The organism is Dongia sp. agr-C8 (assembly GCF_054658695.1).
Genome location: NZ_BAAGHZ010000002.1, coordinates 714,610 through 728,099, shown reverse-complemented (window position 1 = coordinate 728,099; position 13,490 = coordinate 714,610). Strand labels below are relative to the sequence as shown.

Genomic DNA, 13,490 nt, shown 5'->3' with positions numbered 1-13,490 from the left:
CTAGGATCCCTGATCGACGCCGGCCACCAGGTCGGCATGGCCGCGCAGCACCGTGATCGCCGCATTGGGATCGGCGTCCTTCTGCAGGCCGATCACGAAGGCGCCGTCCGGCATCGGTCCCCTGACCACCGTGGCGTCGAGATCCGAGAGCAGCATGGTGATGGCACTCATCTTCGCATCGGGCTGGAAGCGCACGATGAGTTCCGGTCCGGTCGCCGCTTCCGGCGCCGAGGCGGTCTGGAAGCCCGCCTGCTCGCCGCCGGTGGTCAGCTTGAGCAGCGCGGCGGTCTCGGCGACGATGAGGAGGCAGGCGGCGACCATGGCGAAGCGCAGGGCCGGCGTCGGCGTGAAGCCGAACAGGCGCGCGAAAAAGCCCGGCGCCTTCTCCGGCTCGTCGCGCGCGATCGGCGGCAGCTGCCGGACGTTGTCGAGCTGGCCCAGCATCTGGTTGAGGAGATCCGGGCCGGGCTCGCCCAGCGCTTTCACGCTCTCGACCGACACCTGCTTCTCCCGGCGCACCAGATCGGCCTCCGCCTGCAGCCGCGGGTTGCTGCTGAGCCTCTGCGCGATCGCCGCGCTTTCGGCGGCCGTGGTCTTGCCGCTGACATACCAGGGCAGCAGCTCCAGCACGTCCTCGTCGGTCAGGGATTCGACTCTAGCGGTTTGGTTCGTCATGCCACCATTCCCTCGACGCCGGATTTCTCGAGCAGCGCCTTCAGCCGCTGGCGCGCATAGAACATCCGCGTCTTCACCGTGTTGGCCGGCAGGTCCAGCGCTTCCGCGATCTCCTGGACCGAAAACTCCTGGTAATAGGCGAGATGCAGGATCTCGCGGTGCTCGAACGAGAGCTGCTCCATCAGCGCGCCGATCAGCCGGCTCATGTCGCCGGTCATCGCATTCTCGTCCGGCGTCGGCGCCTCGTCCTCGATCGCCGCTGCCTGCTCTTCGTCCAGCGCCGTCTCGCGCTTCTTGCGCAACCGGCTGACCGCGCGATGATGCGCGATTGAGAATACCCAGGTATTCACCGAGGCGCGGCCCTCGAACCGCGACGCCTGGCGCCAGACCTCCATCATGGTCTCGTTGAGGACGTCTTCGACCATCTCCCGCTCCCGTACCAGCTTCATCAGGTAGCCGAAGAGCGGCCGCTGCAGGCGGCGATAGAGCTCCGAAAAGGCGTTGCGGTCTCCCGCCGCGACGCGCTGCAGCAGCGCGACATCGGCGGCGCCGTCCCCGCTTTTCCCCCGCGATCCGGCCATCTTCATCCTGTCCGTCGCCCGAACCGGCGATCCGGTTCCGGAAAATGTAAGCTTTGCCGGAATTTCTTCATAAATGCCTGATATGCCTGGGTTGCAGGTGGCTCATCGCCCCTGCCCGGAACCCAGAGAAGCTAGCCGAGGGCAGGGGTCTTGTCCATTTTTTGGCCGGTTTGCCGCGGTCTTAACCGGCTTGCCGTCCTCTCCGGGCTGGGTTAATCACCGGCCCGTAACGCCGTCCTGCGGAGCCCTGCCATGGCCACTGTCGTCAACTGCGCCGCCTACGAGAACGGCCGCCGGGTCACCGACCTCGACATCAACGACCCGGAGCAGATGAAGCCCAAGGCCGGACGGGTGATCTGGATCGGGCTCCATGAGCCGACCCAGGACGTGCTGATCAAGCTGCAGGGCTATTTCGGCCTGCACGACCTGGCGGTCGAGGACGCCTACCGCGCCCACCAGCGCCCGAAGCTCGAGGTCTACGCCGACACCCTGTTCGTGGTGATGAAGACCGGCCAGTTCGTCGGCGAGCATGTCGCCATGGGCGAGACCTGCTTCTTTGTCGGCAAGGGCTATGTGATCTCGGTCCGCCACGGCCCTTCCATGGGCTATGCCGACGTCCGCGCCCGCTGCGAGAACGCGCCGGAGAAGCTGAAGAAGGGCGAGGACTTCATCGTCTATGCCCTCATGGATTTCATCGTCGACCGCTACTTCCCGATCATCGACCATCTGGAAGAGCTGGTGGAGGACCTCGAGGAGCGGGTCTTCGCCGGCAAGGAGGAGCGCGACGCCCTGGAGGAGATCGCCGAGCTCCGCCGCGACCTCCTGGAGATGCGCCACGCGGTGGCGCCGCTGCCCGACATCTGCCAAAGGCTGATGCGCTACGACGTGCCGATCATCGACGCCAACACCCATCCCTATTTCCGCGACGTGTTTGACCACAGCCACATCATGCTGGAGCGGATCGACAGCTTGCGCGAAATGGTGAAGGGCGTGGTCGAATCGAAGATGCTGCTCAACGCCATGCGGCAGAACGAGGTGATGAAGAAGTTGGCGGCCTGGGCCGCCATGCTGGCGGTCCCGACCGCCGTCACCGGCATCTACGGCATGAACTTCGTCCACATGCCGGAGCTCGACTGGACCTACGGCTTCTACGCCACCATGGTCTTCATCGCGATCATCTGCGCCGGCTTGTACTGGCGCTTCCGCAAGGCCGGCTGGCTGTAGTGTCACCCATACTTCCGCAGCAGCCTGCGAAACTGGTGGTAGCCTAGGCCGAGCGCCCGAGCAGCCTCGCTCTGGCTGCCGCCGGTCGCTGCCAGCGCGCGCCGCACCAGGTCGCTTTCGAACGCAGCAACTGCTGCAGCGAAGTCCTTCGGTAGCCGCACCTCGGCCTGCTCCGTCGCAACGGCAGCTCCGGGCCGCCAGGGTGATTCGAAGGGATCGATCGTGATGGTCTCGATCGGGCCCTCGCCTTCCGCGCGATAGACCGCGCGTTCCACAACGTTCCGGAGCTCGCGCACGTTGCCGGGCCAGGCATAGGCGAGCAGCTTCGCCTCGCAGTCATGGGAGAAGCCGGGGAAGAGTTGCAGGCCCAGTGCCTTCGCCATGGCGAGGCCGAAGGCATTGGCGAGATCGAGGATGTCCGCCGGCCGTGCCCGGAGCGGCGGCAGGGTCACGACGTCGAAGGCGAGGCGATCGAGCAGGTCGGCGCGGAACTCGCCCTTGGCCGCCAGCGCCGGCAGATCGACATTGGTCGCGGCGATGACCCGTACGTCGGTGGTCATCACACGCTCGCCGCCGACCCGCTCGTATTCGCCGTATTCGATCACCCGGAGCACCTGCTCCTGCACCCGCGCCGAGGCGGTCGCGATCTCGTCCAGGAACAGGGTGCCGCCGTCGGCGCGCTCGAACCGCCCGCGGTGCCGGGCGCGCGCGCCGGTGAAGGCGCCGGCCTCATGGCCGAACAGCTCGGTTTCAAGCAGGGTCTCGCTCAAGGCCGCGCAATTCACCTTCACGAAGGGCCCGTCCCAGCGCTTGGAGAGGAAGTGCATGCGCTCGGCGATCAGCTCCTTGCCGGTGCCGCGCTCACCGATGACGAGGGCCGGGCGGTCGAGCGGGGCCAGGCGCGAGACCTGCTCCAGCACCGCCTGGAAGGCGGGGTCGGCGCCGATCAGGCTCGGCGGCGGGTTGAGGTTGTCTGCCATGATGGCGATAATCGCCAATATTGGCGATTATGTACAGCTAAAATTGCTATAAGACAGGGCGAATGCAGGCTAACCCTTTGAAGTCATTACCGAAGGTAGTTGGCACGACTTCTGCCAATAGAAGCGCGTCTTTCACCTGGAGAGCATCATGTCCGACGAGACGCGCCACTACCGCTACTACCGCTTCGCCAATGAGGCCGACAGCTTCATCGACCGCGTGCGCGGCTATCTGAGCCGTAGGACCGCCGCCGACTGGGGCTTCTTCGCCGCCGGCATCGTGCTCGGCGCGATCCTCTTCTAAGCAGCGCGCCACCCCCCTCCCAGAACCCGCATCCGACATCCCCCGAAGGAACCGACGCCATGGGTATTTTCTCGCGCCTCACCGACATCATGAACGCCAACATCAACGCGCTCCTCGACCGCGCCGAGGACCCGGAGAAGATGGTGAAGCTGATGATCCAGGAGATGGAGGACACGCTGGTCGAGGTGCGCTCGGCCGCGGTTCGCACCATCACCGAGAAGAAGGAAATCCAGCGCCGCCTGGAGCAGCTCGCCGCCGCCGAGGCCGACTGGGCGGAGAAGGCGGAGTTCGCGATCTCCAAGGGCCGCGACGATCTCGCCAAGGGCGCGCTGCTGGCCAAGCGCAAGCTCTCCGAGACCGCCAAGCAGATGGAAGGCGAGCAGAAGGCGGTCGAGGAGGCGCTGGCCCGCCACGACGAGGATCTCGCGCGCCTGCAGTCGAAGCTCGCCGAAGCCAAGGCCAAGGAGAAGGCGCTCACCATCCGCATGGCGACTGCGAAGAAGCGGGTGCAGATGCGTCAGTCCTATGCCGACGGCCGCGTCGACGACGCGCTGGCGCGCTTCGAGGCGCTGCACCGCCGGATCGACGAGCTCGAGGGCAAGGCCGAGGTCTATGACATGGGCAAGACCAAGTCGCTCGAGGAGGAGTTCGCGACACTCGAGGCCGAGAACGGTCTCGAAGCCGAGCTCGAGGCCCTGAAGCAGCGGCTGAACAAGTAGCCTGGAAACCCCTGGACGGCTGCTTGAAGCCAAGTCGGACCTGCGCCATCTATCATGGCGCCGCTCCGGTCTGGCGGGGACCTGTCGAGTTCTTAAGGATTGCAGATGGCTCAACTGCTCGAATTGCTGTTCGTCCCGGCCGTGCTGTTCATGGTCATCGTGGCGCCGCTCTGGCTGATCTTCCATTACGTCACCGTCTGGAAGACCCAGCGCAACGCCGGCCGCGCCGACCCGGGCGCGCTGAACACGATGTGGGAGACCGCGCGCCGCCTGGAGAACCGGGTGGCGGCTTTGGAAAAACTGCTCGACGCCGAGGCGCCGGGCTGGCGAGGGAAGTCATTATGAGCCGCAAGCATTGGAAGCGTGACGGGGCCGGCTGCGGCTGGCACGGCGGTCCCTGGAATCGCGGCGGGGCGTCTTCCGCGACTTGGGGTGAGGGCGGCTTCAGCGGCCGCAACTTCCGGATCCTGAGCGGCCTGCGGCGCGATCCTTATCGCGGCCGGGTGAGCGGCGTCTGCGCCGGCATAGCCGGCTATTACGGCATCAACCTGAAGCTCATCCGCATCGCGATGATCGTCTGCGCTTTCATCAACCCGTTCCTCACGATCAGCGGCTACGCGCTGGCGACCTGGCTGATCAAGCCGATGCCGGAGCCGCGTCCCGACGGTGGCGCGTCGGAGGTCAACGCCGGCAGCTCGGCGCAGCAGGCCGCACGTGAGAAGGCGGCGGAAGAAGAGCTGCCGCCGGAGCTCCGCTTCGCCGCGCTCAAGGACAAGTTCCGCGAGTTGGAGGAGCGCACCGGCGCGGCCGAGACCCTGGTGACCTCATCCGAGTTCCGCCTCCGCCGCGACTTCAAGGCGATGGGCGAGGACAAGGACGACTCCGCTGCTCAAGCCCCGCGCTTCGGCGCCGGCCCGAACGGCCGCCCGCCGATGATGGGCCTGGTCGGGTAAGGGAAGCGGCCCCTCCCGCGCGCGTGGGGCAGGGGTCAACCAACCGACACCACCACTTTCCCCGCCGCTTGCCGCGCCGCCACCAGGCGGTGCGCCGCTTCGACCTCGGCGAGCGAGAAGGCGTGCGGGTCCAGCCGCGGCGCCAACGCGCCGCTTTCCGCCAGGCGCGTGGCTTCGCGCAGGATCTCGCCGTGATGCGCGCGGCCTTCGCCGGTCAGCAGCGGCAGCAGGGTGAACACGCCGGAATAGGTCGCGGCCTTGAAGGAGAGCGGCGCCAGGGCGTGGGTGCCCCAGCCGAGGCTGCTGACCACATGGCCGTGCTTTGCGACCGCGGTGAACGCGGTGTCGAAATCGCCGATCGTGTCATAGACGACGGCGAAACCCTTGCCACCGGTATGCGCGGCAACCGCGCGCTCGATCGGCTGGTCGCGGTCGATCGGCACCGCGCCGAAGCCGCGCAGGATCTCCGTCTTCGACTTTCCATCGGTCGCGAACACCTTGGCGCCGCGCGCCGCCGCGATCTGGATCGCCATATGGCCAACCCCGCCGGCGCCGCCCAGAACCAGCACGGTCGTGCCGGGATCGAGCTTCACGCGATCGACCAGGCCTTCCCAGGCGGTGATGAAGGCCAGCGGCAGGGCCGCGGTTTCGCGCATCGTGAGGTTGCCGGGCTTCGGCGCCAGCAGGCGCGCATCGACCGCGGCGTATTCCGCCAGCGAGCCGGGCACGCCGCCGACACCGCCGGTCATGCCATAGACTTCATCGCCGGCGCGGAACCCGGCGACGTCCGCGCCGACCGCCTCGACCACCCCGGCCAGATCGATGCCGAGGATCGCCGGCAGCGGCTGCCGGGCATGCGCGGCTTGTCCCGCCTTGATCTTCAGATCGAGCGGATTGACTCCGCTGGCTTTCACCCGCACCAGCACTTCACCGGCCTGGGGCCTGGGGCGGCCGATCGCGGCCAGGCGCAAGGGCTGGCCAGGTTGCTCCAGAATGGCGGCCTGCATCGTGGTCATCGAAGTCTCCTGCATGTTGGCTGCAGTGAGAATGGGCGCGGCAGCGTTGCATGAGAATGAAAGATCATGTTCAATACTCATGCATAAATGCATGGGCGAGTCCGATGGAATGGAACGACGTCGAGGTGTTCCTCGCGATTGCGCGCCGCGGCACCTTGGGAGCGGCGGCGCGGGCGCTCGGCCAGACCCAGCCGACCATGGGGCGGCGTCTGAAGACGCTGGAGCAGGCCCTGGGCCAGACCTTGTTCCAGCGCACCGCCGACGGCTTCGTGCTGACCGACGAGGGGCAGGCGGCGCTGGGTTATGCCGAGCGCATGGAAGAAGAGGCGCTGTCGCTGCAGCGGATCGTCACCGGCCAGGAGACGGAACTCAGCGGCACAATCCGGGTCTCGTCGTCGGACTGGTTCGGCGCGCATCTGCTGACGCCGGTGATCGCCGCGTTCAGCCGCGCGAACCCCAAGGTGACGGTTGAACTCATCACCGACGCTCGCCAGGTCAACCTCTCGCGCCGCGAGGCGGATCTCGCCTTTCGCATCACGCCGTTCAAGGAGCCGGACGTGATCTCGCGCAAGCTCCTGCACGTCGATTATGGCGCCTACATCGCCCGGGGCGCGAAGCGGCCGAAGGCGGGCGACGGCGCGGGGTTCCGCCTGGTCACCATGGACGAGGCTTTCGGAGGGCTGCCGGATGTCGCCTGGCTGCGGCGCACCTTCCCGAAGGCGGAGACCGGCGCCCGCAGCAACAACCGCGATGCGCAGGCGCGGCTCTGCGCGGAAGGCGCCGGCATTGCCGTGCTGCCGAGGCCGCTGGCGCGGTCCTACTCCACCCTGCAGGAACTGCGCTTGCCGGAGGCGCCGCCGGGCCGAGACACCCATGTCGGCTATCACCGCGACCTCAAGCGGTTGACGCGCCTGCGAAGACTCCTCGATTTGGTGATCGAGAAGCTCGGGCAATGAATTGCGCGCCGACTGCCATAAACTCGTAAAATTCATGTCACCGTCATAAACTGGTCAAACTCTGCTATCCTCGGAACGCGGTCTGAGTCGCGGTTTCTGGAGCATCGGGGATGCGGCGCTCGAACGGATGTTGGCTGGCGACGGCATTCGCTGTCGGGGTGGCGTGCATCGCGGCGTGTTCGGGTGCTCGCGCCGACACCTATCGCAGCGGCAGCTATGTGTTCACGATCGACGGGCTTTCGCTCGACCGCGTCCAGGATGAAGTGCTGAACGCGGTGCGGCTGCCGTTGACCCTGCGGGGCGTCAGTCAGGTCGCACGCTGGGCCGAGACGCCCTGCTACAAGCTCGGCAATGCGCGTGGCGCCGTGGGCGAGGCGACGCTGTCCGGCGTCATCGCCCAGCTCAATGCGCGGCTGCCCTATCGGATCGAGCCCTGCCTCGGGCGGGTGAAGCCGGCGATCACCTACTTTCTCATCGGCAATGCTATCGATCCTGCCGACTGGCGGGCCTTGACGCAGGCCGCGTTGCCGCAGGCGCAGATCGACTGCGACTGGCGACAGACCGCCACCGACCCGGCGACCAGCCTCATGACCGCAGCCGTGGTGGTGGTGCGCTCGACCGCGACGCGGACCCGGCGGGTGAGCGACTGCCTGATGCGCAACACCACGGATGCCCTCGGCGTCGGCTGGCCGACGGCGCGGCTCGACCCTGACGCGCCGACGGCCGAGGCCGATGCGCGCGAGATCAACCTGCTCTCGCTCTATATTCGATACCGGATCACGCTGGAGCTGCAGAACTTCAAGACCCTGTTCCAGGTGGAAGACCGGATCGCCGCATTGGTGGCGGAAATGCATCAGGCGGGGACACTCGCCCAGAGCCAGTAGCGGGTCGAAGCGGACGCCGGCATGCCTTGGGAACGGATCGATTCCGCGCGGGACGGAGACAGCCATCTCGAACTCTACGCCAAGGACGGGGTCTACATGATCCGCGCCAATGGGCTGGAGTTGATGAACGGCTTCGCCCATGACTCCGAAACCGCTTTCGGCCAGCTCGTCGCCGAACTGGCGCCCAACGCATCGCCCCGCATTCTGATCGCCGGCCTCGGGCTCGGCTATACGCTGGCCGCGGCCACTGCGGCGCTCGGGGTGCGCGGCAGGATCACGGTCGCCGAATTCTCAGCCGCGGTGATCGGCTGGTTCGAGCGCCATGTCCGCGCTTCGGTGCTGCCGGAGACGCCGAAGAACGTGGAGATCCTCGAGAGTGATGCGATCGCGCATCTCAAGTCCGGCGCGCGCTATGATCTCATCCTGCTGGACATCGACAACGGTCCCGAGCCCTTCACGCGCGCCACGAATGCGACGCTCTATGATCGCGCCGGGCTAGACCTGCTGCGGAGCGCGCTCAACGAGAACGGCCGCGTGCTGCTGTGGTCGGGCTTTCGGTCGGAAGGCTTCGAGGAACTGGCGCGCGCAGCCGGTTTCGCGGTCACCCGCCGGGTGGTCGCGAACGGGCCGCGCCCCGAGCTCGATCACCACATCTACATTCTGGATTAGAGCAGCTTGCCGGCGAAGGGAATCTTGCCGCTGCGGTCCTCGATCTCGACCACCCAGAGATCGGGATCGCGCGCGGTCTGGCGCGCGATATAGTCGTCGGCGTCGGTCTCGTTGAGGACGGCGCCGTCCTTGGCCTGCAGCCAGGCGATGTTGCCGTCGATGTCGCGGCTCTGGGTCAGCACCTTGAAGCCGGGGCCGAGCAGGTTCAGCTTCACGATCACCGCGCCGCCCCAGTCGTCGCCGCGCTTGACGACGGTCGCCATGATGCCCTGGGCGCTGCACTGGCGGATATGCGCCATCACCCAGAGCTCGGTGGCGATGCGGCCTTCGCTCATTTGGCCTTGAGGGCGTTGGCGCGGATCTGCGAAAGCCCCAGCCGCGGCGTGAGCGCCTCGGGATCGAGCTGGATCTCGATCAGCGAGGGCTTGCCCGCTTTCAGGCAGCGCTCGAAGGCCGGCGCGAACTCGGCCGTCTCCTTCACGGTCTCGCCATGGGCGCCGTAGGCGCGGGCGAGGGCGGCGAAGTCCGGATTCTTCAAGTCGGTGCCGGAGACGCGGCCGGGATATTCGCGCTCCTGGTGCATGCGGATGGTGCCGTACATGCCGTTGTTGACCACCAGGAAGATCACATTGGCATTGTGCTGCACGGCGGTCGCGACTTCCTGGCCGTTCATCAGGAAGCAGCCGTCGCCGTTGACCGAGACCACGATCCGCTCCGGATGCACCAGCTTCGCGGCGACCCCCGCCGGCACGCCGTAGCCCATCGAGCCGTTGGTCGGCGCCAATTGCGTGCGGTAGGAGCGCCAGCGGTAGAAGCGGTGCCACCAGGTCGCGTAGTTGCCGGCGCCGTTGGTGACGATCGCGTCCTTCGGCAGCTTGTCGCGGAGATAGGCGAGGATCTCGCCCATCTGCACCGCGCCGGCATTGGCATCGTGCTTCTGCCAGGCTTCGTAGTCGGCGCGGGCCTGCTTGGTCTCGGCATCCCAGGCGGCATGATCGACCGGCTTCATCGCCCGCGCCATCTTCGCGAAACCCTGCATGCCGGAATTGATCGGCAGCGCCGCCTGGTAGACGCGGCCCAGTTCCTCGGGTGCGGCATGCACATGGACCAGATCCATCTGCGGCACCGGCGGCTCCAGCAAGGTGTAGCCGCTGGTCGTCATCTCGCCGAGGCGCGCGCCGACCACCAGCAGGAGATCGGCCTTCTTCACCCGCTCGGCGAGCTTCGGGTTGATGCCGATGCCGACATCGCCGGCATAGTTCTTGTGGTCATTGTCGAAGAAATCCTGGCAGCGGAAGGAGGCGCCAACCGGCAGGTTGTTGTTCTCGGCGAAGGCCTGGATGTCGGCGACCGCCTGGTTGTCCCAGCCGCCGCCACCGAGAATGACGAAGGGCCGCTTGGCTTTGGCCAGGCGCACGCGCAGCTCTTCCATCTGCTCGGCGCTCGGGTTTCCGCGCGCAGTGATGTAATGGCCGGCGTCCTTGACCGCGACCTTGTCGGTCAGCATGTCCTCGGGGAGTGCCAAGGCCACCGGGCCAGGGCGGCCGTTCATGGCGCGGTGGAAGGCCTGGCTCATATATTCGGGGATGCGGCGGGCGTCCTCGATCTGCGCGGTCCATTTGGTGACCTGGCCGAACAGGCGCCGGAAATCCACTTCCTGGAAGGCCTCGCGCTCGGCCTGGTCGCGGGCGACCTGGCCGATCAGCAGGATCATCGGCGTCGAATCCTGGAAGGCGGTGTGCAGCCCGACGGTCGCGTTGCTGGCGCCGGGGCCGCGGGTGACCAGGCAGATGCCGGGCTTGCCGGTCAGCTTGCCATAGGCCTCGGCCATGTAAGCGGCGCCGCCTTCCTGGCGGCAGGTGATCAGGCGGATCTGGTTGCTGGCGTCATGCAGCGCGTCCAGCACCGCCAGATAGCTCTCGCCCGGCACGGCGAAGGCCATATCGACGCCATGGCTCTTCAAGGCATCGACCAGCACCTGGCCGCCCGTTCGCAATCCCGACATGATCCGCTCCCACAGTCTCTGGCGCTGAATTACCGCGCCGGAGGGCCCAGGGTCAAATGGAGGTCAAATGGGCGGCCGCTGCTGGGCCCAGGGCTGGCGCTTTTCCAGCACCGCGGCGATATTGATCGGCGTCAGATCGTCGAAGCGCCGGCCGATCACCTGCAACCCGATCGGCAGGCCGTCCTTTGTCAACCCGGCCGGGATCGAGAGGGCGGGGCACTGGCTGACGAAGTTCCAGCAGGAGGTGACGTCGAGTGCCATGTAGCGGCCCTGGTCGTCCAGGCGCCAGAAATCCTGGTCGCTGCGGCCATGGGTCGGCGCCGGCTGCGCCATGGTCGGGCAGAGGATGGCGTCGAACTTCTGCAGGATCGGCGACAGCTCCTTCCACATCTCGGTGCGGCCGAACTCGAGCTTCTTGAACTCGACCGCCGACTGTTTCAGGCCGCGCTCGATCACGCCGCGCACGATCGGGTCCATCTTCTTGCCGAACTCCGGCAGCACATGGCCGAAGAAGGTGGCGAGATAGACCTCCCAATGCTTCGACCAGAGCTCGTCCTGGTCGAGGCTCCAGGACATCGAGATTTCCTCGATCTCGGCGCCGGCCTGGCGCAGGACCTCGGCGCCGCGGCGGATCGCCGCCTCGACATCCGGATGCCAGACCCTTTTCCCGAAATCGAGCAGCAGCCCGAGCCGCTTGCCCTTGAGGTCGGTGGGCTTCGGCTGCAGGAAGTCGAGCGCCGGCTTCAGCGATTGGATGTCCCGTTCGTCCGGTCCTTGCGTCACCTGCATGAACAGGCAGAGATCCTGGACGCTGCGCGCCAAGGGCCCGAAGTGCGAGATCTGGTCGAACTGGCTCGGCAGGATGGTGAAGGGGATACGGCCGAATGAGGGTTTCAACCCAAGCACGCCGCAGAAGCTCGCCGGGATACGCACCGATCCGCCCATGTCCGAGCCCTCTGCAAACGGCACGCAACCGGTGGCGACCGCAACGCCCGAGCCGCCCGACGAGCCGCCGGCGCAGCGCTCCGGGTTCCACGGGTTGCGGGTGATGCCCCAGAGCGGGCTCTCGGTGAAGCTCGAATAGGCGAATTCCGGCGTCGTGGTCTTGCCGATCATGATGCCGCCGGCATTCTTCAGCGCCTCGACGATCGGCGCGTCGGTGTCCGGCACCCAATGCTCATAGGCATAGGAGCCGAGCGTGGTGCGCTTGCCCTTGGTCGGCGTCAGGTCCTTGATCGCGAAGGGGATGCCGTGCAGGGGCCCGCGGAACTTGCCGGCCTTGGCCTCGGTTTCCATCGCCCGCGCCAGTTCCACCGATTCCTCGGGATAGACGAAGCAGAAGCAGTTCAGCTTCGCGTTCACGGTCTTGATCCGGTCGAGCGCATTCTCGACGATGGTCACGGGGCTCAGCGAGCCGTTGCGGATCCGCGCCGCCAGTTCATGGGCGGGCGTGTAGCTGAGTTCGAGGTCGGCCATGGGAATTCCCGCAGAGCTGATTTCGCTTTCACCGCTACTCCGCCGTCATCCCGCGACTAGGTCGCGGGATCCACGCCTTGGGCTCGAGAAGAAGGCGTGGATCCCGGCACCAAGTGCCGGGATGACGGTTGAGTATGTCTTGATTATCATGCCGCCTCGGGAGGCAGCAATGATCGACACATTGAGCGAAGAGCAGGTCGCGCGCTTCAACGCCGACGGATTCCTGATCCTGCCGAAGCTGATCGAGCGCCATGAGGCGGAAGAAGTCGCCGCGCGTTTCGAGGGCCTGTTCAAGGGCAAGTTCGAGACCGGTCTCTATCCGGACGAATGGAACTGGCAGGAAGGCCGCGATCGCCCCGACCGGACCCGGCAGATCTGCAACGGCTGGAAATCCGACCGCACCGTCGCTTCGCTGGTGCTGCGCCGCGAGATCGGCAAGCTCTGCGCCCAGCTCGCGGGATGGCCGGGCGCGCGGATCGCCCAGGACAACGTGATCTGGAAACCGCCCGGAGCGAAGTCGCTCGGCTATCACCAGGACAATTCCTACAACGACTGGATCGACCCGCCGAACATGCTGACCTGCTGGGTGGCGCTCGACGACACCAGTGCCGCGGGCGGGACGATCGAATACGTGAAGGGCTCGCACAAATGGGGCCGCTTCCCGCCGGCCAAGCAGTTCCACGCGCCGGAAGACTATCGCAAGGAGATGGTCGCGGCGGCGCACAGCCTGGGGAAGGAGCCGGAGATCGCCTTCGTCGAAGTGCCGGCCGGCGGCTGCGCCTTCCATCACGGCTGGTGCTGGCACGGCTCCGGCGCCAACGCCGCGGAACGCCCGCGCCGCTCGGCGGTCACGCATTGCATGTCGTCGGCGGCGAAGTTCCACCCGACGAAGATTTCCTACATCTACAACCGCTACAAACGCGTCGGCGACACCGCGATGGACGAGAGCTACTTCCCCATCCTTTGGCGCGAGGACGGCTATCGCACGCCCTGGCTGGATGAATATGTGCGGGCGAAGGTGCCGGCTTAGCCACTAGGTCAACTACTATGT

The 13,490-nt window shown here is 66.6% G+C and carries 16 protein-coding genes; 9 read left to right on the top strand and 7 right to left on the bottom strand.

What is annotated here, in order from left to right:
• Complete coding sequence (locus ACYQ4T_RS10940; RefSeq protein WP_459853700.1) at positions 1 to 675, bottom strand: hypothetical protein; 675 nt, start codon at positions 673 to 675, stop codon at positions 1 to 3.
• Positions 672 to 1,256, bottom strand: coding sequence for a sigma-70 family RNA polymerase sigma factor (locus ACYQ4T_RS10935; RefSeq protein WP_459853698.1), 585 nt, complete (start codon positions 1,254 to 1,256; stop codon positions 672 to 674). Before ACYQ4T_RS10935 ends, ACYQ4T_RS10940 begins: the two co-directional genes overlap by 4 nt.
• Positions 1,257 to 1,508: 252 nt before the next feature.
• On the opposite strand from ACYQ4T_RS10935, the gene corA reads away from it, so the two are divergent.
• Positions 1,509 to 2,480 carry a magnesium/cobalt transporter CorA gene (corA, locus tag ACYQ4T_RS10930; protein ID WP_459853695.1) on the top strand — a complete coding sequence of 324 codons (972 nt, stop codon included), beginning with the start codon at positions 1,509 to 1,511 and terminating at the stop codon, positions 2,478 to 2,480.
• A gap of 2 nt (positions 2,481 to 2,482) precedes the next feature.
• Here corA and pspF read toward each other — a convergent pair whose 3' ends face one another.
• Positions 2,483 to 3,460, bottom strand: a complete 978-nt coding sequence (pspF, locus tag ACYQ4T_RS10925; RefSeq protein WP_459853693.1) for a phage shock protein operon transcriptional activator — start codon at positions 3,458 to 3,460, stop codon at positions 2,483 to 2,485.
• A gap of 148 nt (positions 3,461 to 3,608) precedes the next feature.
• Between pspF and ACYQ4T_RS10920 the strand changes: the two genes are divergently transcribed.
• The 4 genes from ACYQ4T_RS10920 (at position 3,609) to ACYQ4T_RS10905 (ending at position 5,433) form a co-directional block, all read left to right on the top strand.
• Positions 3,609 to 3,761, top strand: a complete 153-nt coding sequence (locus ACYQ4T_RS10920) for a hypothetical protein (protein ID WP_459853691.1) — start codon at positions 3,609 to 3,611, stop codon at positions 3,759 to 3,761.
• A 59-nt stretch (positions 3,762 to 3,820) separates the two neighbouring features.
• Positions 3,821 to 4,480, top strand: coding sequence for a phage shock protein PspA (gene pspA / locus ACYQ4T_RS10915; RefSeq protein ID WP_459853688.1), 660 nt, complete (start codon positions 3,821 to 3,823; stop codon positions 4,478 to 4,480).
• Positions 4,481 to 4,585: 105 nt separating this feature from the next.
• The gene (pspB, locus tag ACYQ4T_RS10910; protein ID WP_459853686.1) at positions 4,586 to 4,825 is read left to right on the top strand and encodes an envelope stress response membrane protein PspB; all 240 of its coding nucleotides are present in this window, start codon (positions 4,586 to 4,588) and stop codon (positions 4,823 to 4,825) included.
• On the top strand, positions 4,822 to 5,433 hold the full coding sequence (locus ACYQ4T_RS10905) for a PspC domain-containing protein (RefSeq protein ID WP_459853684.1): 612 nt from the start codon (positions 4,822 to 4,824) through the stop codon (positions 5,431 to 5,433). The genes pspB and ACYQ4T_RS10905 overlap by 4 nt, the downstream gene beginning before the upstream one ends.
• A 35-nt stretch (positions 5,434 to 5,468) precedes the next feature.
• Here ACYQ4T_RS10905 and ACYQ4T_RS10900 read toward each other — a convergent pair whose 3' ends face one another.
• Positions 5,469 to 6,449, bottom strand: a complete 981-nt coding sequence (locus ACYQ4T_RS10900) for a zinc-dependent alcohol dehydrogenase family protein (protein ID WP_459853682.1) — start codon at positions 6,447 to 6,449, stop codon at positions 5,469 to 5,471.
• A 104-nt stretch (positions 6,450 to 6,553) separates the two neighbouring features.
• On the opposite strand from ACYQ4T_RS10900, the gene ACYQ4T_RS10895 reads away from it, so the two are divergent.
• The 3 genes from ACYQ4T_RS10895 (at position 6,554) to ACYQ4T_RS10885 (ending at position 8,958) form a co-directional block, all read left to right on the top strand.
• A complete protein-coding gene (locus ACYQ4T_RS10895; RefSeq protein WP_459853679.1) occupies positions 6,554 to 7,405 on the top strand; it encodes a LysR family transcriptional regulator in 852 nt (283 codons plus the stop codon).
• 110 nt (positions 7,406 to 7,515) lie between these two features.
• Positions 7,516 to 8,289, top strand: coding sequence for a hypothetical protein (locus ACYQ4T_RS10890; protein WP_459853677.1), 774 nt, complete (start codon positions 7,516 to 7,518; stop codon positions 8,287 to 8,289).
• A 21-nt stretch (positions 8,290 to 8,310) separates the two neighbouring features.
• Positions 8,311 to 8,958, top strand: coding sequence for a hypothetical protein (locus ACYQ4T_RS10885; protein WP_459853674.1), 648 nt, complete (start codon positions 8,311 to 8,313; stop codon positions 8,956 to 8,958).
• On the opposite strand, the gene ACYQ4T_RS10880 is transcribed toward ACYQ4T_RS10885, so the two are convergent.
• The 3 genes from ACYQ4T_RS10880 to ACYQ4T_RS10870 form a co-directional block, all read right to left on the bottom strand.
• The gene (locus tag ACYQ4T_RS10880; RefSeq protein ID WP_459853671.1) at positions 8,955 to 9,293 is read right to left on the bottom strand and encodes a DUF1491 family protein; all 339 of its coding nucleotides are present in this window, start codon (positions 9,291 to 9,293) and stop codon (positions 8,955 to 8,957) included. The two genes, ACYQ4T_RS10885 and ACYQ4T_RS10880, sit on opposite strands and share 4 nt — an antisense overlap.
• A complete protein-coding gene (locus ACYQ4T_RS10875) occupies positions 9,290 to 10,963 on the bottom strand; it encodes a thiamine pyrophosphate-binding protein (protein ID WP_459853669.1) in 1,674 nt (557 codons plus the stop codon). Before ACYQ4T_RS10875 ends, ACYQ4T_RS10880 begins: the two co-directional genes overlap by 4 nt.
• A gap of 63 nt (positions 10,964 to 11,026) precedes the next feature.
• A complete protein-coding gene (locus tag ACYQ4T_RS10870; RefSeq protein ID WP_459853666.1) occupies positions 11,027 to 12,439 on the bottom strand; it encodes an amidase in 1,413 nt (470 codons plus the stop codon).
• 169 nt (positions 12,440 to 12,608) lie between these two features.
• On the opposite strand from ACYQ4T_RS10870, the gene ACYQ4T_RS10865 reads away from it, so the two are divergent.
• A complete protein-coding gene (locus ACYQ4T_RS10865) occupies positions 12,609 to 13,469 on the top strand; it encodes a phytanoyl-CoA dioxygenase family protein (RefSeq protein ID WP_459853664.1) in 861 nt (286 codons plus the stop codon).
• Positions 13,470 to 13,490 lie beyond the last annotated feature (21 nt).